The organism is Nostoc sp., from assembly GCF_036917155.1.
GTDB lineage: Bacteria > Cyanobacteriota > Cyanobacteriia > Cyanobacteriales > Nostocaceae > Nostoc.
In genome coordinates, this window is record NZ_JBALDZ010000020.1 from 1 (window position 1) to 24299 (window position 24299).

Here is a 24299-nt window from a genome sequence, read left to right on the forward strand (position 1 = left end):
CTCTTGCTCTAAACGGTTAGTCTGGTCAGGTGAAGTCTCCTACAAGCCCCTAGCTTCAGCTATGGGGTTGGTACTCAACTAGAGAACCCTGACTCAGCATTTGGTAGTTTGATTTGGCAAGGACGAAAAGACTGACGATGTAGGGGCGAAGGCCCATATTGTTGCAAAGCCAGCAAATGGCGCTGGCTACCATAACCCTTGTTACTTTCTAGATTGTACATAGGGTATTTTAATGCTAGACGCATTACCAGATCGTCACGCCAAACCTTAGCAACAATACTAGCAGAGGCAATAGCGAGCGATCGCTCGTCTCCTTTGACTATTGTTTGTTGCGGCACTAGCAAATTTTTGATTGACTGATTACCATCAATCAAGCAAATTGCAGGCTGTACCTTTAACTTCAGCACAGCCCGCTTCATTGCTAACAGCGTTGCTTGCAAAATATTTATCTTGTCAATTTCGGCAGTAGAAGCAAACCCAATTTTCCAGTCTACTGCTAGCTCACAAATTTGTTGTGCTAGCTGAGTTCTCCGAGAACTAGACAACTTTTTACTGTCTTTAATTTTAGCTGCTATCAGTATTGGCAAAGCATGAGCCGGTAGGATCACTGCTGCCGCTACCACAGGGCCAAATAAAGCACCTCGCCCTACTTCATCCACACCTGCAACCAACCCTGGAATCCCTGACAAGGTAGAAAACTCTAGCCAGGTGGATTGTTCCAAAGGCGTTGGCGATGTTTCTACCATAAAGCAAATTAATTATCCTCGATCGCTGAGGAACGACGGCGACGGCGACGGCTGGCAGTAGCGCTGCTATTGACTTCACTTTCATCTGCGATCTCGTTGGCTTTGGCGGCTTTGGCAGACAAGCGTCCCGAAGGATTCGCAGTCAACTCCGATGTTTCAGTTGTCTCTTCGATCAAAGATTTTGGTTCTGGCTCAATAACTTTTGGTGTCGGTATTTTGCTTGTGGTTATTTCAGGTGTTGCCTTTTGGGCAATAGTGATTATTTCAGGTGTTGCCTTTTGGGAAATAGTGATTATTTCAGGTGTTGCTTTTTGGACAATAGTTGATTCTGAGGTTGATTCAATTGGGGTCGTTGGCAATTGACCAGGCTGAATCACATTAATAATCACAGACTTGGTATTTTTAACCTCTTGTTCTAGCTTCACTAAAGGAGATATTCCCATCAAGGCAAATATATCCTGCTCTTGGAGGCTCATTTCTACAGTTCTAATCTCCGGTGGTTCTACCACTGGCTTAACTGGTTCTGCCTTGATAATTTTAGTCCGCTCTACTCTTTCACTCCAACCTGGTTTACCAAGGGTGGGGGAGGGGATCTCTGGTGCAGATCCTAGTTCTGGTTCTACATCCAGGTCTAAATCTGGCTCGTTGACAAAAGCTAGCGGATTGGGAATAACCCGAGATTCATCTTTCCCGTTTAACCCATTGACACCAATTCGACTGCGGCGAGTGCGGGTACGACGTTTATCATTAAGTTCTTGATAACTAGGATGATTGATCAGATTTAGGTTGCTCAATTCTGAGTCGCCGTCAAATGCTTCCCCAAATCCATCGTAGGTTTCTCGTGGTTCTGGAGTGCGGGCAGATGGCTGACGTGGTTCTCGGTGAGGTAAGGATACAAAACGCTCGCGCTCTGGTGTATCAGCCGGTATCGGCAATCGGTTTTCGATTTCTCCAGGGAGACGCACAGTATGTCCTAAACCGCCACAGGTAGGACAAGTTTCACCAAACAATTCGTAAATATTTTGACCCTGACGTTTGCGGGTCAGTTCTACTAAACCTAGTTCGGTGAGTTGGGCAATCTGGGGACGAGCTTTGTCTGCTTTGAGTGCTTTATTAAAGTGTTCGAGAACTTGTAGTTGGTCGCGTCGCGATTCCATATCGATAAAATCAACGACGATCACCCCGGCGATATTCCGCAGACGCAACTGGCGAGCAATTTCTGTTGCAGCTTCACAGTTTGTCCACAAAACTGTTTCTCTAGCTGTTGCCGATCGCGTGAAGGAACCTGAGTTAACATCAATTACGGTTAATGCCTCTGTCGGCTCGATGATGATATAACCTCCAGAAGGTAGGTCTACTCTCGGTTTGAGAGCTTCTCGAATGGCAGCAGTGATGCGGAAGTATTCTAAAATTGGGGAGCGATCGCGATGATGGTCAATCAACAATCCCTGCGGTGTTTGACCGCCACTCCAATTCTGCAAGTACTGTTTGACGCGCTTCAAACCAGTACTAGAATCTACGACAATCCGATTGACATCCGCGCCGTACATATCTCGCAATACGCGCTGGATAAAGTCATCGTCCCGGTTGAGCAGTGCTGGAGCGCGGGTAGAATGGGCTTCCTGCTGAATGGCTTCCCATTGCTTTTGCAGCAACTCCAAATCTTCCATAATCGCTTCTTCGGGTTTGCCTTCGGCTTCTGTACGCACGAGCAAACCCATTCCCGCCGGTTTGACCAAAATCGCTAATGCTCGCAAGCGGTTGCGTTCACTTTCACTTTTAATCCGTCGGGATAAATTTACGCCCCGACCATAAGGCATCAGTACTACGTAGCGTCCAGGTAAAGTAATATTACCCGTGAGCCTGGGCCCTTTTGTCCCCGTTGGCTCTTTCATTACTTGCACCAAAACTTTCTGCTGAGGTGCAAGTAGTTCTGTAATTGCTGCTGCGGTACGCTTCAGCTTCAATGGCCCTAAGTCGGTGACGTGAATAAAACCGTTACGCTCTGGATCGCCAATATTGACAAAAGCTGCATCTATCCCAGGTAATACGTTTTCTACTACTCCTAAGTAGATATCACCTATTTGATGATGACCTGTAGCAACAACGAGTTCCTGTATTTGATCTTCAGAAAAAACCGCAGCAATTTGGTGCTGCTCCGCGATGATAATTTGTTTTGGCATTCAATTTCCTCAAAAATTGGCAGCACTTATAGGTTTGAGGTTTGTTGTATCAAATCCGGTTAATTACTTATAATTCAAAACTCCCCGCGTCTCCGCGTCAGCTTTCATCACCAGTGTTTTCTCGGTTTGATATTATACTTTTGCTGCCCTCACAACCCTCAAAAGGCGCTACTGGTAATAAAAATCGCAAATCTGAGCTTCTAAGTTAAATAGCTATTGGCGCTCTTAAGAGCGTTTCCACGGCTGATTATTCCAGAACTGCTGCATATCGTTTAAGCAATTAAATCAACCGTCCATAGTTGATCTGTAATGCAATACCCTCAAATCTTGAGAGTTCTGAGTTGAAAGTTTTAAATCCTGAGTGAGCATTTAAACTCAGGATGCTTCATTGAGAGTAACCTACTGAATTCGTTAAGAAAAAGAAACTATTTCTATTTTCCATTCCCTGGATTTATCTTAGGGTTATACTCAGCAGCGCCAGTTGCTACCCTGCCTTGAGCTGCTCTAGCCTAAGACAAGCCGCGCTTTGCGCGTCTGTGAAAGTCTACAAGTCGGCATAGCCGACAGCAGTTGCTTTAACTCTAAAAAAGTAATGCACTAGCTCTTGGGCACTACGTGGATTAGACATTCAGCAGTTGTTTAAAAAGCATGGATTTAGAGAAGCTAACTGAGCCTGCTGTTAGTTACTGATTCACAAGGTAGCTATAGAGAGAGTGTGCATTCTTTAATCTGCTTTTTGTTTGTCTAGGATAAAATCCTAGAAGTTGCACTCTAATATCTTTGCTTTCGCCCCCTGAATACCAGGGTAGTGAACCAGCTAATTCAATGCAGCGCCAGAAAATTTCTCTTCACCCTATTCTAACGCAACCTTGCTAAAAATCAATTCCTGCGAGCTGCCATGTCAGGACAACTACTAGCAAGTTGCCTTACAGGGATTATACCCCTAAAATTAGCCGATTGCGGTGGATGTGCAGGAGTTGAAATTCTACATTCGCCACTGCTTCTAGCATAAACAGGATTTGTTCGGGACGCAATAGCAAACCGTCCTGGCGATAGCTACCTAGATAACGGATTACAGATGACATGGATTCTGCAATGTTGTTGTGGGTTTCTACTAATTCCAGTTCAAACAAGCGATCGCGCAGATTTATTAACTGGCTCTTGCCTGATTTAGTTGTTTGCTCGTACCAAAATTCCTCTTTTGCTTTGATTATATCAATCCAGTTTTGCCATTGTATGGGTGTTGTTTCTTGAAGTGCTGCTACAGTAATCAGATACTCTGCGGACTCTAGCAGTTGGGTAGCGGCACTAGCTTTTAAATCTATCTGCTCCACATTATATATTGGTATGTCTGTGGGCATTTCACAAGCCAACTTTTCTCGGAAAGTATCAACTTCCACTGGCACAGTTAACTCAAAATCTGCAATTTCACCGCTGCTAGTAGCCCCTAGAGCCAAAGCAGTTGCTAGAGAAATCCGTGGCATTGGGTGAAACCCGCCAGTAAAAGCAATTGGTAAACCTGCTCGTCGCACAACTCGGTCAAATAGACGGATTAAATCAAGATGGCTCATCAAAGCCATATTACCTTGTTTCCCAAACCAAACTCGCAGTCTTTGCGCCTTAGTTGTGTTGGGGACAAATTCGCCAGCAAATTTTGGGATAGCAGGTGATTCAATCACCACGTTATGCCCAAAGTCAGTGCCACATACGCCACAATGAGAACAACCTTCAAAAGAGCAGTCAGGTACAATTGAGGCTTCTAGAGCGCGTTGCAAGTCTTCTTGAAGCCACTTTTTGTTAATCCCGGTATCGATATGATCCCAAGGAAGGGGAATATCGAGGGAGTGGGGAGAGACGCGATTAATCGCGTCTGTACAAGGGAGTGAGGAGTTAGGAGTTAGGAATTGGGTATTTTCCGCATCTCCCGATCTTTTCTGCTCTTGTACATGAAACAAATTCCATTCGCCATTTTCTACTTGACGGTATTTCCAATCTAAATCGGCTTGGGCGATCGCAGATCCCCAAGCACTAAAAGCTTGATCTAAATTTTCATACCAGGAATCCATACCAGCACCCAATTCCCAGGCACGGCGGACTACTTTGCTCAAATTGCGATCGCCTCGTCCCACAAAATCTTCCATTGCCGAAATGCGGACATCGGTGAAATTTACCTTCACTGCCTTGACTTGGCGGAATTCTTGCCGCAACAGGTTTTGTTTTCGCTTAAATTCAGCAGTAGAAACTGAGTGCCACTGGAATGGTGTATGTGGCTTGGGCGTAAAGTTAGAAATTGTCAGGTTAAAGTTTAGGGGTTTTCTGTCTTTGCCTCGGCATTTTCGCTGTAGCCAGCTTACTGTTTCGGCAATGCCCACAACGTCGGCATCCGTTTCACCCGGCAAGCCAATCATAAAATACAACTTTATTTTATCCCAGCCTTGCTCCCAGGCAGTTTTCACCCCCCGTAACAATTCTTCATTCGTCAACCCTTTATTTACAATATCTCGCATCCGCTGAGTACCAGCCTCTGGAGCAAAAGTCAGTCCACCTTGGCGCGTACCTCCCAGGATGTTGGCAATATTCTCATCAAATCTGTCTACCCGTTGGCTTGGTAGAGTCAGAGAAATATTTTCATTTTTTAAGCGATTTTTGATTTCCATCCCCACTGCTGGTAGGGACAAATAATCAGAACAACTCAGAGATAGGAGGGAAAACTCATTGTAACCAGTTGCCCGCATACCTTGTTCAATTGCTTCTACCACCTGATCGGGTTCTACATCCCGTGCTGGTCGAGTCAGCATTCCTGGTTGACAAAAGCGACAGCCACGAGTGCAACCACGCCGAATCTCAATGGTCAAGCGGTCATGAACTGTTTCTACATAGGGAACTAACCCAATGGAATATGCTGGTATGGGAGTTGCAACCCGTCGCAGAATTCGTTTTGGGACATCTGGGCGATGAGGATGAACTGAGCCATCCTCTGCCATATCGTAAAATTGAGGCACGTACACACCTGGTATCTGTGCCAAGTCAAGTAACAGATGTTCCCGACTTAATCCTGCTTGCTTGCCTTCTTCCAACACCAAGCCAATTTCTGGCAGCAGTTCTTCTCCATCTCCAAGGGCGAAAAAGTCGAAGAAATCAGCATAAGGCTCAGGATTCGATGTCGCTGTTTGCCCACCAGCGAAAATCAATGGAAACGATGACTGGGTATCGCTAAATTCTCCCCTGTCCCCCTGCCTCTCTCGCCACGTCAAGGGAATTCCTGCCAAATCCAACATTTCGAGGATATTAGTTGCACCCAGTTCGTAACTGAGGCTAAAGCCCAAAATGTCGAATTCTGTCAGCGATCGCTTTGACTCTACCGCAAACAATGGTGTATTAGTTTCGCGTAGTTTGGCTGCCAGGTCTTGTCCTGGCAGGTAGGCGCGATCGCACAATTGACGCGGTTGGGCATTCAAAATGTTATAGAGGATAATGTGCCCTAAATTAGATGCACCGACTTCATACACTTCTGGGTAGGTTAAAACCCAACGTATTGCTGTCGTATCCCAAGCTTTGTGTATTGCTAACAGCTCGTTACCCAGGTAACGAGCTGGTTTGGAAATACCCGATGTTATTAATTTTTCAACTGCAACAACCACTGTGCTATCTTCTAGCTACCTTAATTACAGCTACCCAAACCCAACCTTAGCATTGAATTAGGACTTCTAACAGAGTTTATCGTTGCAACTTACAATTCCTTTACATTAAAGTCTACTTCTTGTCCGAAGCTTTGTACTTTTACATCAAAGTTCTGTTTGGCTCAATGCAGCTTCACCGTCTAAGATTTCAAATACCCTATCAAGTTGCGTCAGTTCAAAAATAATTCTAATTGGTGGAGCAACGGCGCAAAGTCGGCAACTTCGTCCTAAAGTAAGAGCCAGTTTGTGTGTAGATAACAATGCCATCAACCCTGCGCTGTCTAAGGATTCTACTGCTGCGAGGTCTACTACCAAGATGGAAATACCATTTTGTGCCAACGCTGTGGTCATATCTCGTTCAAATTCCAAGGCGTTTGCAGCATTCAAACACCCTTGGGGGCGAATAACTGCAATCTTGGGATAGTTAAGCACTGCCTGCATAGTTACATCCTATTAAGAATTTTGAAGCGTCAAGCTAAGGATTATTTGAACATAAACTCTATTTTGTTGCATCGACCATACGTCTTACCTCTCTTTGCTGAATCTTTATTGCTTTCGTCTCTCTGTTTAAAGATTGTTATAATTCCAGTTTAAAATGTGTTGATGTATACTTTTTTTTTATCTCAGTTCAAAAACAATCAACTATAGACGGTCATAGAGCAGACAAATCATCAGTAACTATGCTGATAAATCTTGCTTAGTCTATAACTAAAGCTAATTTAGCCAAGTCTTAATGGTAGGTTAAATCTTTCACTTTAGCGTTGCTGATGACATACGGCAAAGCCAAAGAGAATTATCTATCCAACTAATTAAACTGTGATATATATCACTAGTAAGTTAGTATTTGGAACACTCTTCATACTTAGGCTAATCTGGAATGATTAGTATCATATTACAGTTTGGTTATTACTTATGAGAACTCAGTACGCTATTCGTAAATTGGTAGAAAAAGCTCTTGACATAAAAAAACTCACCCCTGAGATAGAAAATGAAATCAACTCAGAACTGACAGAACTTGGTTATATTTCTGATGTTGATTACGAAGCCCTCGAATTATTAATGGCAGAGATGGATGCTGGCAGAATTCAGTTAGTTCCTAGCCTGGGATATTAGAGTAGTTCGTAATGACCGAAAAGGGTGTGGGGTGTGGGGTGTAGGGTGTAGGAAAAGAAGGTTATCCCACACCCAACGGGTACAAGCCCCTATTTTTAAATATGGAAAAAGAAAAAGATGTATTTTGAGACACGTATGTGCAAGAAATACAGCGTCCCTTTTGAAACCCCTGATTTTAATTATGGGGTTCCCTACACCCTACACCCTATCCCCTACACCCTGTTCATGTTCTCTACGTTCGCGCAGCGTGTCGCAGACAGACGCTAAAAGCGTAGCAAGATCCCTATAAGGGTACGCGGACTCGCTGACTTAATTAAGTTTTATAACGGGGATTGAAGAAGAGCTACAAAACTTGCCCTTGAGGAGAGATTAATAAAGGATGCTGGTATTTGCTACGGAGTTAGGAGATGAGGAGGATGAGAGGGATAAGAGAGCAGGGAGCAAGGGAGAAGAGTTTTCCCTTCTGCTCTCTGCACCTCTGCCTCTTTTCAATGCCCAATGCCCAATGCCCAATGCCCCATACTCTAATCCCCAATCCCCAATCCCTCTTGATACGCTTGCCATAGTTGGTGAATAAACTGATTTAGTTGCTGCTTTGCAGCTGAATCTGATTCAGTTTTTGGTTCTTTTGCTAAAACTTGGCTCAAGAAGGTAATTACTTCTGTGTCTAATGCTGGACTAAATAAATTGGCAGGCCAAAGCAGGTCAGACGCATCTCGCAAATCGGTAATTAGCGGCGATTCTTGAATGAAAGTGACCATTAATAAAGGACGCACCCAGCATAACTGACGGGAAACTACAAATTGAATGACTTCTGCATACAGATTCCTGTCGCTATGCTTTAAAGACACAATTTGTCCTGGTTGAAGAAATTCTAGGCTGATGTCCATCATTATGCAGTTTGGGCAGGGGCAAGGATTATTTTGCAACTTCCTTAATCTTAAAAGTGAAAATGCGTTAACTTTAAGGAAGGCTTCTGTAAGATTAGGGTAACACTGTTACGGCAGCTATGTCTAAGACATATACCTTACAAGTGGCTACGCAAGACTAATACGACCAATCCTTGGCAGTAAAGGGTTTTCCTAGCATAGTATCTGAGCAGAAATACTATAGAATAGGTGAACAACTGTTGAGCGATCGCAAAACAGAGACTTTGTTGTAGTGAAGTAACGAGAAAAGAGCAAAGAGCCGTGTCAGTTGAAACCATTGAAAAGCCTTCCACAACCCGCAAGCTCGCGCCTCGGTATCGCGTTTTGCTCCATAACGACGACTACAACTCGATGGAGCATGTTGTACAGTCACTAATAGCCACTGTACCAAGCCTTACCCAACCCCAGGCTGTGAGCATTATGATGGAAGCCCATACTAATGGGCTAGCTTTAGTCATCACTTGCGCTCAGGAACACGCTGAGTTTTATTGCGAAACATTGATAAGTCACGGTTTAAGTAGCACGATTGAACCTGATGAATAGTCATTAGTCATTGGTCATTGGTCATTAGTTGAACAAGAAATGTTGAGCGCAGTCCCCACCTAAAAATACTATAAAAACATCTACATTTTAGATGGGGTAAGCGAAACCAGTATAAAAGGCGCCTCTTCAACTATTCCGGTTTTTCTTGATTCTGGACATACTCGATTAACCGATTGAGTGGTGCTTGTGCGCCGACAGTAATAATTGCGTAAGAACTAGACCAAAACTGTGGTTTAGTTCCCCAATAGAACTTAGATAAATGCTCACTATACTCAGAACGCAATCGACGCGATGTGACTGTTTTAATATTATTCACTAATTTTGATAGGTCAACAGAGGGGTGGGTTTCCAGAAGTGTGTGGATATGATCAGCCTCTCCACCAAATTCAATTAACTCACACTCTCACTTGGTTAAAAGCTCTTTGATAATGATATTTATCCTATCCAGGATCTCAGCAGTTAGAGAATTTCTCCGAAATTTAGTTACTAAAACCAAGTGGTAGATCAGCCTGAATGCACTGTGACTGCGGGTTTTTAGTGCTTGTCTTTTTTCCATTAACTAAATTGACAACTATAAATAGTATCTGATAATCTAGTCAAGGTCGAGGCTAGGTGATGAGCAAAAGAAAAACCAAGTCTAGAGGTTGCATAGCGCAAGAATCCCCATCTATAATCTCTGATTTAGATGGGGTGCGTTCAAATATAGAGTAAGTAAGTCGGTGCTAATATTTCCAGCTATGTTAAGGAATTTTAACGTAGGGTGTGTTGTCGCAGAGCGCAACGCACCGTCAACAATCTCAAGGAAGTTAGCCTACGGCATAACACACCCTACAGCTAATTTATATTTCTTCATATACATTGAATTTTTCTCACCGACTTACTTATTGGCTGGTGACTTAACATTGGTATGAAAAAAAACCTTGTCCGTTTAGCTGAACACCCTGCCCCTATTAGGCTGGGTTGTTTTATTTTGACTTTATTGTTGCTATGGTTGCCATTAGCTGCACCAATATACTTACTAGTGCATGATTCAAACTTAGAAAGTATATTGACATTGGTATTGTTATATGGATTGTTTATTTTGCTCCTGAGACTGTGGGGTAAATATGTCTACAAACAGACCCAAATTCTGCGGCATTATGGCTTAGAATTCACGCGGAAAAATGGTGTGGATTTACTGCATGGCTTGGCTATAGGGATAATTAATATTCTGATCCTTTTTGGGGTAGAAAGTTTGTTGGGTTGGTTGGTGTGGCAACAACCGAAAGTTTTCTTGCTAAAAGTTATTTTAGAGGGTTTACTTGTTGGCTTAGGTGTTGGATTTGCTGAGGAATTGTTATTCCGAGGCTGGTTGCTAGATGAATTACAACGAGATTACAGTCTGCGTGTGGCACTGTGGACAGATGCAACTGCCTTTGCTACATTGCACTTTATTAAACCCTTGGAGACAATTATTCATACACTGCCGCAATTTCCAGCTTTAGTACTGCTGGGGTTAACGCAAGTGTGGGGAAAGGGTTGGCGGAAGGGACGCTTAGGTTTTCCAATTGGTCTGCATGGTGGTTTAGTTTGGGGCTACTACATTATTAATGTTGGGGAATTAGTGAAATATTCGGGTCTTGTTCCTGATTGGGTAACTGGTGTGAATAATAATCCCCTGCAAGGAGTAATGGGGGTGTTGTTAATGAGTGTACTGGCGTTTTGGATACGGGGGCGAACTGAGCGATTGCGTCATATATGAAAATACAAATATTAATCGTATCAGCTTTATTACTTACCAATCCAACACCATTAAATAGCAGCGATCGCAAAGAATATTAGAACTATTTGCGACTACAGTTATTGTCAACTGTCCAGGATAAAACTTGACATGATATTGTAAAGTAACACACTGCGGCGAAATAATTATGATTTTAAGGAGATTGCTTGATGCCAAACTCATGCCATGTTTACCTATTACGAGATGGGCAACATCAAGTCCTAACCATTCCTGATGAATTTGCTCTATCCAGCACCGAAGTTTTGTTACGCAAAGAAGGTAATCGATTAATCATCGAACCCATTTCTTCCAGTTCTCTACTTTCACTGCTTGCCACTTTGGAAGATATTACAGAAAACTTTCCTAACATAGATGAAGGGTTACTGCCACTCGATGATATTGTGCTTTAATCCTGGCCAATGACCTATCAATACCTACTAGACACCAACATCATTTCAGATTTGGTAAGACATCCTCAAGGTTTGGTGTTTCAGCGACTCGCAGCCGTAGAGGAAAACTGCATTTGTACCAGCATTATTGTAGTGTGCGAACTGCGATTTGGTGCAGCTAAAAGTGGCTCTCTCCGTCTTCTTCAGCAACTAAAAAGCATCCTTGAAGTGTTACCTATTTTGTCGCTGTCGCCTCCCGTGAATCAGCACTATGCGGTAATTCGTACACATATGGAGCAAACAGGAAGACCCATCGGCCCTAATGACTTACTGATTGCTGCCCACGCCCTAGCCCTTAACCTGACGCTTGTTACAGCAAATGTCCGCGAATTTGAGCGCGTACCTGGTTTAAGTGTAGAAAATTGGCTGCTTTGAGGGCATACATTGGAGTGGTCTAGTATATTATTTATTGCAGTTTGTATAAATTAACCCCTATTCAAAACGCAGCCTCCACAACTGTACCCACTACACATGCTTTATCCAAATTAACGCCTCTCAAATTTGCACCTTCCAACTCCGCACAGAGTAAATTCGCCCCCGTCAAATTCGCCCCTGCCAAATTCGCCCCCCGTAAGTCAGCTTCTTCCAGGTTTGCTTCACTCAATAAAGCCCCTTGCAAATCGGCGCGACTCAAATCTGCACCTTTAAGATTTGCCCCAGTCAGGTTTGCACCGCGCAAGTCAGCACCGCGTAAGTCAACGCCTTGCAAGTTCACATTCATCAAATTGGCACCACTCAAGAAAGCACCCACCAATGACACATCACTGAGTCTTGCTCCCATCAAGTTAGCGCCACGCAAATTACTACCCCGCAAGTCAGCGCCCGTTAAATCTGCTTGCATCAGGTTTGCTCCCATGAGATTCGCCCGCAAGTCAGTTTCTTGGAGGTTTGCTCCCATGAGGTTCGCCCCTTCCAAATGCCCACCTTCGAGTTTAGAACCAGCAAAATTAGCACCTACAAGGGTAGCACCAGCAAGATTAATCCGGCTTAAATCCAGTCGAGAGAGTTCCTCGTCTTCTAAATTTGCCCCTGGAAGTTGTTTGAGTTTTCCTAATCTAATGGCTTCAATATTCATGTAAAATTACCACTAATCTCTTCACTGATCTTGCTGTGGCTATCCCATTGGGAATCAAGTATCCAGATGCCGGCGCTGACTTTGGGTGTCATCAAGGGTAAGTCGAGTCCCTGTTGTAAACCCATAACTAACAAAGCTAGGGTATCTACAAGTTTAGGGTCAAAGTGGCTAGATTCTTGCTGTTTGCACTCATCTAAAGCTTGAGTAAATATCTGTTCCCGGCTTTGATTTGATGATTTTCGCTGATTGACTCGCCACTGAAAGTCTGCCAATAATGCCAAAATTCTCGACTCTAGGGGAATTTGATCTCCAGCTAAACCTACTGGTTCCCCTGCGCCATTCCACCATTCGGTTTGGTGAGTGATAATTTGGGCAACGGCTCGCAGTCGTGGCATGGTTCGCAATACTTGCACCCCTGGTATTAAAGGACAACTGGGGGGATGTAGGTAGCGTGCGGGTATATGATCAGAAGTCAGGACACTTTCGGCATTTTGTAATGGATCTATGCGATGTAACAAAGCCGCTAGCCGCAATCTCTTAATTTGCCATGCGGGAAGATCCAATAGCTGGGCGATCGCTTCCGCAAGTACTACTACTTCCGCAGCTGCCATTGGATTGTTGACATCTGCCATATCCATCAGTTGTGCCATTCGCAAAAAGGCTTGGATTTCGTTAGAAACCAAGTTGCGATCTAGGGTTTGTTTCTGAAGTGCTGTGGAGATGGATAAATTATCTTGCCCAGTCTGGAGGTAATCTACTACACGGGAGACAACTGCACCTAAATTTTCTGATCTGGCCATTGACGGTACAATTTGTTGTTTATCGGCTGTGAGTTTTTTCGCCAGTTCTGGGTTGTATTTTTGGATGTGAGCGATCGCAATTTCTGCTGTCTCTTGCACTAACTCCGGCTCAAATGTCCATAAACCATAGAATTTACGCTCTAAGTCTGATGTCGGTATCCCAGCGCTGCCATAATCAGCATCCGATAATTCTTGACAAATTACCATTGCTGTGTATTTAGGTGACAATATAATTAAGTGCCACTCTTGCGCCACAGAATCAACTGGATCTAATGCCACTAAGTCTACATTGGGTAGCTGGCTGGTGGGATGTTCAGCAAAGCCAGATTCAGCCGCAGCCATGATGGCAATTTGGCAGCTGCGCTGGGCGATGTCTGCATATCGTTCAGCTTCTTGTAGATACCATTTTCCTTGTTGAAAGGCTGTGATTACTAAGGGTGTACCGTCATCGGTTAAGATATGGTCTTCTAAGGCATGGCACAGGGCAACTAGGGTATTTTTGTAGTAAACACCGAATCGAATTGGCCTGGTGGTGTGGCGATGGGCTGTTTCTAGCTGTTGTAGGATTGAACCTTCTAACATGGTTTGGAATTTTATGAAAACGAACCGCAGAGGCGCAGAGGACACAGAGGAGGAGAGGGGGAGAAATTCAGAATTCGTGTTTTTTAGGATACACTTGCTAACTGTTTTTCTTTCGTCTCTAATGGTGCTGTAAGTGCTGCTTCTAATTCGGCACAACCCAGCTTTTCTTCTAAGATTTTCATGACTTCACGTCCGAAGTCGTTGGGGTTTCGTTGCCAAGCTTGCAAGCAGACTTCGCCGAAGAATGAACCAAGGGGTTCGGGATTCCAGAGAAGTTTTTTGGCTGTCCACGGCATCAAACTCATTGGATCATACCCTGGTTTGAGGATGCCTTCTTTGAAAGCATATTCTTCTAAATGGGTATGGGGTTGTAGTCCAATAAAGAAGATGGCAGGTTCGACTTTATCAGCCCCAAAAATCCGTTCTAGTTCGCGGTGGTAAGCGATGGTTTGGCGGATGGTTTCGGGACGTTCGTCAATGACGTTAAAGGAGTAGTTGACGGAAACTACATCGTTGAAACCAGCAGCTTTTAAGTCACGGCAGTTTTGCAAGACGTTTCGCAGATTGTAACCCATCCGCATTTTCCGCACGAGTTCTTGAGAACCACTGGTAATCCCGATTTCAAAATAGTTCATCCCAGTTTTTGCCATCAAGTCACATAACTCTGGTGTTAAATTGTCGGCTCTGATATATGCTGCCCAATGGATGTCTGTCATACCAGAATCGACAATTTTTTGCAAGAGTTCTACGGCATCGGCGATAAATTTTTTCGCGGGGATAAATTGGGCATCGGTAAACCAGAAATTGCGAATGCCGCGATCGTATAATTGGCGCATCTCGGCAACGACTTCATTGGCTGGGTTGATGCGTACTTGTTTACCTTCGACGACGGTGTAGACGCAATAACAACAGTTGTGAGGACAACCACGCTTAGTTTGGACACCGATATAAAAGTCTTGTTCTTGCAGGTAATAGTTAAATTCCGGCCAGATGCTTTCGATATAGTCGTAGTTGCAAGCAGTTTTTTCTATTGGGGTGGGTTGTTCATGAATTAGCCGTTGACGTGGTTGAGTTTCTCCGGCAACGTAACAGCGTTCATCTCGAAAATCTCTGCCACTTAAAAGTTTTTCCAGCAGGGTTTCGCCTTCACCGACAGAAATAATTGTTCCTTGGGGTAAGCTTTTACCTAACTGTTCGTAAAAGACGCTGACTGCACCACCACCAACAACTACACGCGCATCAGAGTTATACTTTTGGGCACGTTTTAAACCGCGTTTGATTAAGCCCTGATTTTGCCACAACTCTACATAGTAAGCGGTGAAGATACGCAAACCGCCCAATCCGCCGCGTAGTTTCAATAGAGGATTTTTGGCGTAGTAAAATTCAAAGGCGTTTTGCAGCGGGTTGCCACCACGTCCGCCAACTGGGGCATAAATTTGAATATCCCGCCAAGAAAATACTAGTAGTGTTGGTTTAAATTCATCGATACAGCGATCCAGAGCCGAACTGTAATCTAAAGGTGGCACTGTTCCTAAATCAAAGATGCGCTGTTCAATATCAGGAAACTGCTTGTGGACATGATCGCTCAGGTAGACAACCCCGATAGGAAAGATGGGGTTACAAGGAAGGCGAACGTAAAGAATTCGATTTTCCATCATCTGTGTTTGGACTTCCATCTTACCAATCTGTGGAGAAAGCGAGAGAAACATTCAGTTTTAAAGTGTGTGTTTGTTTTATCTGGTTTTATTTATCAAATCGTGCTTGACATTTTAGCTAGTTATTGGTATGTGGAACCTGCAATTAGCAACTGCGGGAAACGCTAAAATTGCTGTGCATAAAACAATACATGGAATCTATGGAGAGCTTTATGAAGACATTTTTTCATATAGCTTTACCATAACATCGAGTTTATTCATTAAGCGATGTTCCCAGATGATTAATCCTGGGATACATGAAACAGCAAAACTCACTTCCTCGCTATGCGAAAGGCAAGGGGATCATCGTTATGTCAATTCCCTAACAATCTGCCTAAAGAAAATTAAAGCTTTTATACCAGGGAAAAATATCAAAAACTTTTATCTATAGTGTACAATTCCGAAAAAGGTGTAAATAATTACAAAATTTTCATAACTGAAAATATATCTTTAGACAGAAATAATCTACAAAGGCTCAGTTGGTATTCGCAGTTACAACAACTGGGGATCAGTGAGTGCTAGGCTTGGCTAGTGTAATGTAAAATTGTGGCGTAAAGCTCCTCAGCAGTTATGGCTCAAATATTAGATCCTCTACCACCTGAGCAATCAGGAAAAATTCTCTGCTGCTACATTAATGCCACGAGCAAAATACAGGTAGCTCGCATCTGCAATATTCCCAACTGGTACTTTGAAAGGGTTGTTTTCCCTGGACAACGTTTAGTTTTTGAAGCTCCGCGAAAAGGTCAAGTGGAGATTCACACAGGGATGATGGCAAGTGCAATTTTATCCGATAAGATTCCGTGCGATCGCCTAATGCTCGAAGAACCCAGTAATTATGAGTTTGATACAGACTCATCAGATGGAAAAGACCCTATTAATACCAACTTAATGGTGCAGCAAATTAATACAAAAATCGGAGATACTACAAAACCCTTGCAAATCCTTGGTTTAGCATAGGTTGATTAAAAAAAGAATTTTACTAAATTTCAGGGTTGCTAATTCAGCAGCCTTTTTTATTTATTATTGGGGATTGGGGATTGGGGATTGGGGATTGGGGATTGAAAAGAGGCAGAGGTGCAAGGGGCGGAGGGAAACTCTTCTCCCTTGCTGCCTACTCTCTCATCCCCCTCATCCCCCTCACCTCCCCCGAAACGCTCTCCTGCTATTGCCAATTTCCGACTAAAACATAAGATGCCCAATAATAAGGATGAGGTGGTAAATTCTGCAACTCCTGAAAAGGTGGATTCAGTTTCAAAGATTCTAAAAGTGATAGTTGAGAATTCTTCAGAGCATCTGCTTGTTTACTCCCTGGCTTTTTCAGGTCTTGGTAAAATTGACCCATAAATTTAGCGGTAGAAGCATCACCTACAGGCCAGAGAGTGGCAAGGGTACTGCGTGCCCCTGAACGAACAGCCATCCCTGCCAAGCCTAAGACAGCTCGTTCATCACCAGTAGCAGTTTCACAGGCACTCAGCACCAATAATTCTACGGGTGTGCCTGGTTCTCTGAGCAAAGCACTCAACTCCTTAATGCTGATACTTTTCCCATCCCCTGTAATAATAAAATTCTTCAGGGGATTAGAACTAAATAGCCCATGAGTGGCTAGGTGGATCACAGGAAAATTTGATTTCAACTGTTTTTGAATAGTTTTGACAGTAAACTCTTGATTGAGCAGCTTTTGGGAAGCAGGAAAAGTTTGTTTAATTTGGTCTAATTCCTTAGGAACATTAACCAGTGCGGCAAAAAATTCTCCTTGTACCTTCATTTGCTCGCTAACTCCAGCAGCTAAGACCTTAAGTTCTTTCCTTTGCAATTGTTTAGGAGCGAGGAGTTGTAGGCTGGGAACTAGGGCAAGGCTATATTTTTCAATGAGATAATTTTTTCCATCGTAGAGCGCAGCTATTGGCACTCTCTGCAATCTCCCATTTAGTACAAATACTAAACTCTTGATTTCCTTGGGATCTAGCTGTGTCTCGAAAGGTTTAATCAGCCAGTTATAAACTTCTCCAAAGATTGGTAAAAGTGTCTGAAGATTTTCCTTTAATTCTTTGGGATTTGGGTTAGAAGTTGAGAGAATATTTCTTGCAGAGTTATTGATACTAACGTTGTCTAAATTATCGTAGAGCCGATCTAGAGTCTCATTAACTTCCTGTTCGCTAATCGGTATTACTACTTCCTCTAAGGGTTTTCCTGATACGGAAAGGATAACTTCTAAGCGATCTGGTAAAACAATCGGATAAATTACAGCTGCATTAGCATCAATATTATCAATTTGCAACGCGACATTTGCTGTTTCAGAACAGGGGTCTTGAAAAAAGTTATCCAGTTCTGCTAATTGCAGAGATTCTATCACCTGGCGGGCAAATTCTAGACGTTTTTGAGATTTTTTCGTTTCCGACTTTTCCTGTTTAATGTTAGGATTAGTCACTATTAGGGAATTTAATTCGTTGTCACTCAAATTTGACTTCAATAGTAAATCTGCTAATTCTAGATACACAGGTTTGACTTCTTGGAGAAAGTCAAACTGGACATCTTGATTGTTGGCGTTTAAATCACTGCGTAGGGATTGCAGAGTATTAAAGGCGGCGGTGTAAGCTGCGATCGCTCCTTTGATATCTCCCTGTTTCCGTAGTAAACTTCCTAACTGAGATTGCCAAAGATAAGTAATTTCCCTCGCATCACCACTGATATTTTGTTCTTGGGCTAACATCAGTGCTTGCTGTGTCAGTTTGGTTGCCTGATTTAACTGCCCTTGTTTGTGGTAAAGTTTTCCCAAATACCCTAGAGCGTAGGTTTCGGTTCGTTTATCCTGTAGAGTCCGTGACTGTTGTAGTGCATTTTTTAATAAAGGTTCAACGTTATTTATTTGGGCGCTTTGCATCAAAGAATCAGCAAAGTTAATCTGGGCATAGATGGCAGCACGACTGGGAGTAAGAGTAGTCAGGTTAGGTAGAATTTGATTTTGCAATGCTTGAGCATCTTGGCTCAACTGCAACTCTAACCCAGAGATAAAATCTTTTCCCCGTTGAATTAATTTAGCTTCCGAAAATCTTGACCAAGAAGTAATCCGGCGTTGTGTCTGTTCACCCCACCATCTTTTCATCTCCAGTAATAGCTGGAAGTGATTTAGTTGTGCCTGAATTTTAGGCAGTGGGGCTGATGCTATCTTTGTTGCTTGAATATAGTAATAAACAGCTTGATTGTAGGGCGCTAGAGCATCCAAGAGAGATTTGCGATCGATAATTTCTGTGATTGCATCATAGTCCCAGCGATCGCGGATTTGGTTGCCTAAGATCCGTTCGGTGTTACCTAAACTCAGTAGGACTGAGCTTTTTTCCGGCGATTCGGGAGTTGATGACAGACTTAACTGCAAGATTTCTTGCGACTTTTGTAATAACCCTTGTCTGCGTAGGACATCACCGAGGCTATGCAAGCCAATTGCTTGAGTTAAGGTCAGGGAATCACCCTTTTGAGTAAGGGTTTTCTGGAATTGCTCGATTTGGGTTTGGCTACAGTTGGGGCTTTTGATCGCAAAAGCTTCGAGCAAAGTATTGCAAGCTTTGGGGTACAATCCTAAATCTTGCAAAGCCTGGGATTTGTTGATCAGACTCTTAGTCATTCTGTCGCGATCGCCTACTTTTTCATAAGCCTCAGCCGCCGCTTGCCATAATTTTGCTGCTGCTTCTAGTTCTCCGGCATTGTACCGTTGTTCACCTTCCTTTGCTAAGGCTAGAGGACTAGCAGCATTAGGATGTAAATTGGGGAGATTTGACCAAGCTGGCACAGTGAAACTAGATAACAGTCCCAATAAGACTGAAAGGATAAAAACTAATAGACGACGGTACTTTTTATAAATCATACAATTTTGGATTTTAGATTGACTCCATGCCCTTTAGTCATTCGCTCTGCCATTTAATCTGAGATTTTGTATTTCAATATAGTTCAGTTAAGCTTCTCTTCCTTTGCGTCCTTTGCGGTAGCTTGCGGCAAGCCGCTCCGCGTCTACGTTAAAAAAAAGGATTTTAGCCTTAACTGACCGTATTATTTTATATTTTAGATTTATTATCGCGTTTAAATTCGGGAGCTTAAGACCTTTTTGGATTTATGATTCAAAATCCAAAATCCAAAATTTAAAATCTAAAATTCAGTCAGATGTTCCTGCGTTCAAAATGCTTTGTATTCCATTTGAAAATACAAGCCATTTTCTTGCCATGTGCGTTTGCTATTATCAATATTTATTAAAGGAATACCCCAATCTAGGCGGGCTGTAAATTTATCCCCCATTTGCCAAAGTAGTCCTAATCCTGAGCCTACTAAAGTATTAGGGTTGGGATTTTCTCTGCCTGTGTTCCAGACAGTACCAAAATCGATAAATGGTGCAACCTGTAAAGTACCTTGCAGTTCTGGGAAACGGGCGACGGGTAATCGCAATTCTGCGGAAGCAAAAATGCCGTTATCACTGAGTAAAACATCTTGGCGATAACCCCGCACTGTTCCTTGACCTCCCACACTAAATTGCTCAATGGAAAGTAGAGAACTAGTGGCCAATTGCACATTAGAACGCAGCAACAAAGTCGGAGCGATCGCTGGTTGTCCTTTTGCCTGACCGAGGAGGCGCAAATAGATCAGTTGTCCCCGCCAAAGGAAATATCTGCTATCAGGTTCGCTGTTATTTATTGTGGCGTTAAAAGCTCCAATCCCCAAATTTAACTCAGAACGAGCAGCTAAGACTTCTTGACGACTCCGCTGTAACCATTCTTGGGCGAAACTCAATTCCGATATCCGCGTTTCTCCTCGATCGTCAGCCCCAGGAAACAGGGGAAAATCAACTCCTTGAATCGAAGAATTACTTACCCGCCTAGCTGCGGTTAAACTCAGTGTAAGTTCTTGGCTGACTTCTGGAGTGGCTCTTTGCAGAATTGGCTGACGAAAAGATAATTCAAATTCCCGCGAATTTATTCCAACATCTAAATCATCAAAAGGAGGTTCAATAATTTTGTTGTCAGTAATTCGATAGTTGAAGCCAATAGTGCCATTCCGGGGATTGACTGGCAAGGTATAACCAGCCTCAAAGCTATTGCTACCATCGGTATTTTTGTAGGTAAAACTCAAGCGATCGCCGATTCCCAAAAGGCTGGCTTCGGATAAGGTGATGCCACGCTCAAAACTCCCAACGCTGGGGTTGCGGTTATTATTAATACTGAGTTGGGTATTAAAAGTTTTTGCTCCCTTGACTGTCACGGCTAGGGAATTGACACCTGGTCTAGTACCAGCAGTGAGTTCGGCATCTAAACTTTCAATCAGGGGATTAAGTTGTAGCAGTTGCAAAGCTTCTTTGAGGCGGTTGATATTCAGCGGTTTGGTAGTAGCGATCGCAATACGACTGCGGACATAATCTGAGTTCAACCGTCCTTTAATCACATTGACTTGAATATCTTCTAAGCTGCCTTCTACTACCTGAATTTTGATAATACCAGAACGAAACTCTTGACTGGGAATGTATGCACCAGAAGTAATGTAACCCTTTTGAACATACAACTCGGTAATTTGATTAGCAGCTTTGAGGAGTTCGGCAAAGGTAATTGGTTTTCCGATAAAATTGGCGATCGCAGAGTTTAATTCCCCTTGGCTAAAGGCGGTATTACCAACAAACTCAAACTTTTGCACAGTGATACTACCTGGAATATCTAGTCCTTCTTCCGGGGTTGGCGGTACTGTGGGCTGTATTTGGATGGGTACGTTTGTTGGTGGTAGGGGATTAACTGGCGGTTGTTCTGGAGGCTTTGGGGTTACAGGATTAATCGGTTGGGCGAAAGCAGAATTTGTGTGATTTAGCAAGAGTATGAGGATAATGCAAGGAGATAAAAAAAATCTCCGTCGCCAAACACTTAATACCATTTTGGATTTTAGATTTTAGATTTTGGATTAGTCATTAGTTATTTCCCCCCCATCTCCCCATCTCCCCAGTCCCCAATCCCCAATCCCCAGTCCCCAATCCCCAATCCCCAATCCCCAGTCCAGCAGTGCGTGACCTAAAAAAGATTTAGTGACAATTAGATGATGTTAACCCAGAACCATAGGGAGTAGGATTAGGCGTCTGGCTGGCGAGAACTAGTACACCTTGGGCGTTAACATACCAACCTCTGGCTGGGGGTGGCAGTTGCGAAGTATTATTCACCTCTGTAGCAGCACTGGTATTAGCAGGCTCAAAACTAATTAAAGCTCCGGTAGTTAACTGTTCGCTCGGTCGGGGTGGCAATCCTCCGCGTCCGGTGATGGTAAATTCGCTTCTATTTTGACTTGTTGTCCCTCGACAAGCCTGAGCTACCACCTGTTCTGGTTTAGCTACTTCTTGTGGTAAATCGATGACTTCAAAATTCCTTTCTGCCTCTGGTGCAATGATGCTAACTTGTCCGGCGACTCCTAATTGGGAACTAGCAGTAATCTGACAAGTTGGACACACAAAGAATCCCTTTGTATTGATACTGATATTTCCTCCCATACCCTGAAAAGCATCGGCGGTAATCTGACTGCCTTCTAACAGCGTGACAAAATTGGCAGAACTAAAGCCACCAATATTAATATTGCCTCCGTTACCACTTCCTCCAGCAGTGGCAGATATCTGACTGTTACTACGCATTAGTAAGGAATTCGTTTGCAAGGATATGTTACCACCTTCTCCAGATGTGGTAGAAGCAGATAATAAGGCGCGATCGCTAAGTACCAAATGACTCGCTTCAATCGTCAATCTTCCACCTGCTCCCGCACCAAAATTGTCGCTAGATATCTGACTATTACCGGATAACTGTAAAGAATTCTGGACTTGTAAATCAATGTTGCCACCTTGACCACCTCTGGTAGCCGCCGTAATTCCACCTTGACTGTCCAGAAAAATAGAGTCAGCATTCACCCGCAACGTTCCTGCATTCCCAGTGCCATCATTTCTCGCTGTCACCTGTGCGCCATCGTTGACAAGCAATTGCCCGGTGTTAATTGTCACATCTCCAGAAGCTCCACTGGGCACAGGAGGCACTCTTAATAGCTGTTGCAAGGAAGGATCAACGATGTTGGCTGAGGAAATGATCAAACTAGGATTGACGGAGCCTGGAACTTTGCCACTTACCTCTACACTATCTTGAGCGTTAATAGTGACGCTACCAGCCGGGCCACTGGCTAAGGTGGAAGCATCAACTCTACCACCGTCTTTGATCGTCAAACGTTGAGTATTAATTGTAACGCTACCAGCTTTTCCTGGGCCGGCAGTACCAGCAGTTATTTCACTAGGAGTGAAAACCAATGGTGTTACACCGATCAATTCTACTAACTTCGAGGCATTCACAGTTAAATTTCCACCGGAGCCAGTACCGGCAGTTATAGAGGCAATATTCCCTCCTGAAAGCACAGTTAACTGCTGCGTTGACACTGTTAGACTTCCGGCATTACCAACCCCAAAAGTTGCTGCCGTAATATTACTGAAGCGACTGGGATTAATTGGTGAGAATCCTGACACTTCCAACAAATCACCAGCTTTAATATCAATATTTCCACCAGCAGCAGGCGTGTAAGTAGCCGCAGAGATGGCTGCTCCATCCTGAATGACTAGGCGGGGGGTGTTAACAGTAATATCTCCACTTTTGCCAGCGCCGATAGTTTCTGTAAATAAGTCGCTTGAAAGCTGTGCATTTGCTGTCGTGCCCACTAAGGATAAAGATTCAGAGGCATTGACGTTAATCCCCCCTGATGATTGCGCTCCTTGGGTTTGAATTAACACGATTGAGCCATCGCGGATGGAAATGTTTCGCCCCTGCAACTGAATTGAGCCACTACCTGGGCCACTGGCATCTGCTAACGCCTTTTGAGATAAGGCAATATCTTGAAAGTTTGTTACCCCTTGATAACCTAAATTCCAGCCTTGAGGACTGGGATTGAGACTTACAAAACCTCCTCCCACACTACCTAAATCAATGTGTCCGCCCTCGGCTGTGAGGGTTCCTCCCTCTGAAATAATTCCTCCTCCCACCAAAGCTAGGGTATTACCTGGCTGCACCTTTAGTCCGGTGGTGTTTCCCCTAGTGAAGGGTGAGAATATCGGACTTTGCAGACTGAGGTTATGCCCTTGACCTTGGATACGAATCCCTTGCGGATTTTGCCCAAATTGTAAACCTACTGGTACACTAATCGTTAGTAGAGGGGAAGAAGTTGAATCGGTAGCACTAAATTCTGCGCCATTAGCAAATTTGAGGCTATCTGCCGTACTCGCCAAAAACGATCCGCCAATATTGAGTTGAGCGTTAGCACCAAAGTTAATACCACTGGGATTGATAAGGATAAAATTAGCACCATAGTTTTCTCTAATTAAGCCATCAATATTGGAAATTGAACCACCTGTAACTCGGCTAATGATGTTACTAATGTTGCTTAAAGCTGGGGTGTTGCTGAAAAAAGCCTCGCCACCAGTGGGAACAGAAAATTCTCGAAAGCTATGGAAAAGGTTGCTACCGACTTGTGTTCCGCCTGTAATTAAAAAATCCAGCCCTGGTGTCGTCCCTGGTGAAACTACAGTTTGTCCATTGGGAAGTGTGTTATCTGAAGAAATTTGTGCTAAAACAGGAAAACCAGCAATTAGATAGCAGATATAAGCACTAGTGGTAATTAAAATTTGGCGGAAGAATTGTTTCATTTTATACAGGCAAAAATCACCCTAAAGAAAAATTATTTGAATGTTTTTTAGTTTAATTTAAGTAAA

17 protein-coding genes and 1 pseudogene are annotated in these 24299 nt (G+C 43.4%); 6 read left to right on the forward strand and 12 right to left on the reverse strand.

Translation table 11 applies throughout. The features are described 5' to 3' along the window. Positions 1 to 74: 74 nt before the first annotated feature. From V7K67_RS02485 to V7K67_RS02500, 4 genes are all read right to left on the reverse strand, one after another. Positions 75 to 746: a ribonuclease HII gene (locus V7K67_RS02485; protein WP_334730467.1), complete on the reverse strand. Its 672-nt coding sequence runs from the start codon at positions 744 to 746 to the stop codon at positions 75 to 77. Between the two features lie 8 nt (positions 747 to 754). Next, a complete protein-coding gene (locus V7K67_RS02490; RefSeq protein ID WP_334730466.1) occupies positions 755 to 2929 on the reverse strand; it encodes an Rne/Rng family ribonuclease in 2175 nt (724 codons plus the stop codon). 935 nt (positions 2930 to 3864) lie between these two features. Beyond that, positions 3865 to 6570 carry a TIGR03960 family B12-binding radical SAM protein gene (locus tag V7K67_RS02495; RefSeq protein ID WP_334730465.1) on the reverse strand — a complete coding sequence of 902 codons (2706 nt, stop codon included), beginning with the start codon at positions 6568 to 6570 and terminating at the stop codon, positions 3865 to 3867. Between the two features lie 144 nt (positions 6571 to 6714). Further along, a complete protein-coding gene (locus V7K67_RS02500; RefSeq protein ID WP_179067589.1) occupies positions 6715 to 7050 on the reverse strand; it encodes an STAS domain-containing protein in 336 nt (111 codons plus the stop codon). Between the two features lie 471 nt (positions 7051 to 7521). Between V7K67_RS02500 and V7K67_RS02505 the strand changes: the two genes are divergently transcribed. Then, positions 7522 to 7722 (forward strand): hypothetical protein, encoded by a 201-nt coding sequence (locus V7K67_RS02505; protein WP_179067590.1) that lies wholly within the window; start codon positions 7522 to 7524, stop codon positions 7720 to 7722. 524 nt (positions 7723 to 8246) lie between these two features. Here the strand turns inward: V7K67_RS02505 and V7K67_RS02510 are convergent. Further along, a complete protein-coding gene (locus tag V7K67_RS02510; protein WP_334730470.1) occupies positions 8247 to 8612 on the reverse strand; it encodes a hypothetical protein in 366 nt (121 codons plus the stop codon). Positions 8613 to 8912: 300 nt separating this feature from the next. On the opposite strand from V7K67_RS02510, the gene clpS reads away from it, so the two are divergent. After that, positions 8913 to 9194, forward strand: coding sequence for an ATP-dependent Clp protease adapter ClpS (gene clpS / locus V7K67_RS02515; RefSeq protein WP_179067591.1), 282 nt, complete (start codon positions 8913 to 8915; stop codon positions 9192 to 9194). 130 nt (positions 9195 to 9324) lie between these two features. Here the strand turns inward: clpS and tnpA are convergent. Further along, positions 9325 to 9750 (reverse strand): annotated as a pseudogene (gene tnpA / locus V7K67_RS34280) (IS200/IS605 family transposase). Between the two features lie 351 nt (positions 9751 to 10101). On the opposite strand from tnpA, the gene V7K67_RS02525 reads away from it, so the two are divergent. The 3 genes from V7K67_RS02525 to V7K67_RS02535 all read left to right on the forward strand — a co-directional run bounded on the left by V7K67_RS02525 (position 10102) and on the right by V7K67_RS02535 (position 11777). After that, positions 10102 to 10935 carry a CPBP family intramembrane glutamic endopeptidase gene (locus V7K67_RS02525; protein WP_335165141.1) on the forward strand — a complete coding sequence of 278 codons (834 nt, stop codon included), beginning with the start codon at positions 10102 to 10104 and terminating at the stop codon, positions 10933 to 10935. Between the two features lie 188 nt (positions 10936 to 11123). After that, a complete protein-coding gene (locus V7K67_RS02530; protein WP_334706289.1) occupies positions 11124 to 11363 on the forward strand; it encodes an antitoxin in 240 nt (79 codons plus the stop codon). 9 nt (positions 11364 to 11372) lie between these two features. Further along, entirely contained in the window at positions 11373 to 11777 is a 405-nt protein-coding gene (locus V7K67_RS02535; RefSeq protein ID WP_335165143.1) for a type II toxin-antitoxin system VapC family toxin, read from the forward strand. Positions 11778 to 11838: 61 nt separating this feature from the next. Here the strand turns inward: V7K67_RS02535 and V7K67_RS02540 are convergent, their stop codons facing one another. The 3 genes from V7K67_RS02540 to V7K67_RS02550 form a co-directional block, all read right to left on the reverse strand. After that, on the reverse strand, positions 11839 to 12477 hold the full coding sequence (locus V7K67_RS02540; RefSeq protein ID WP_335165145.1) for a pentapeptide repeat-containing protein: 639 nt from the start codon (positions 12475 to 12477) through the stop codon (positions 11839 to 11841). Further along, positions 12474 to 13859, reverse strand: a complete 1386-nt coding sequence (locus V7K67_RS02545; RefSeq protein ID WP_335165147.1) for a DICT sensory domain-containing protein — start codon at positions 13857 to 13859, stop codon at positions 12474 to 12476. Before V7K67_RS02545 ends, V7K67_RS02540 begins: the two co-directional genes overlap by 4 nt. Before the next feature lie 83 nt (positions 13860 to 13942). Continuing rightward, positions 13943 to 15535: a photosystem II high light acclimation radical SAM protein gene (locus tag V7K67_RS02550; protein ID WP_335165149.1), complete on the reverse strand. Its 1593-nt coding sequence runs from the start codon at positions 15533 to 15535 to the stop codon at positions 13943 to 13945. Between the two features lie 588 nt (positions 15536 to 16123). Between V7K67_RS02550 and V7K67_RS02555 the strand changes: the two genes are divergently transcribed. Then, positions 16124 to 16510 (forward strand): DUF1830 domain-containing protein, encoded by a 387-nt coding sequence (locus tag V7K67_RS02555; protein WP_334706292.1) that lies wholly within the window; start codon positions 16124 to 16126, stop codon positions 16508 to 16510. 205 nt (positions 16511 to 16715) lie between these two features. On the opposite strand, the gene V7K67_RS02560 is transcribed toward V7K67_RS02555, so the two are convergent. The 3 genes from V7K67_RS02560 to V7K67_RS02570 form a co-directional block, all read right to left on the reverse strand. Beyond that, positions 16716 to 19412, reverse strand: coding sequence for a CHAT domain-containing protein (locus V7K67_RS02560; protein WP_335165151.1), 2697 nt, complete (start codon positions 19410 to 19412; stop codon positions 16716 to 16718). 305 nt (positions 19413 to 19717) lie between these two features. Beyond that, entirely contained in the window at positions 19718 to 21451 is a 1734-nt protein-coding gene (locus V7K67_RS02565) for a ShlB/FhaC/HecB family hemolysin secretion/activation protein (RefSeq protein WP_335165153.1), read from the reverse strand. Between the two features lie 145 nt (positions 21452 to 21596). Next, a complete protein-coding gene (locus V7K67_RS02570; protein ID WP_334730456.1) occupies positions 21597 to 24233 on the reverse strand; it encodes an S-layer family protein in 2637 nt (878 codons plus the stop codon). Positions 24234 to 24299 lie beyond the last annotated feature (66 nt).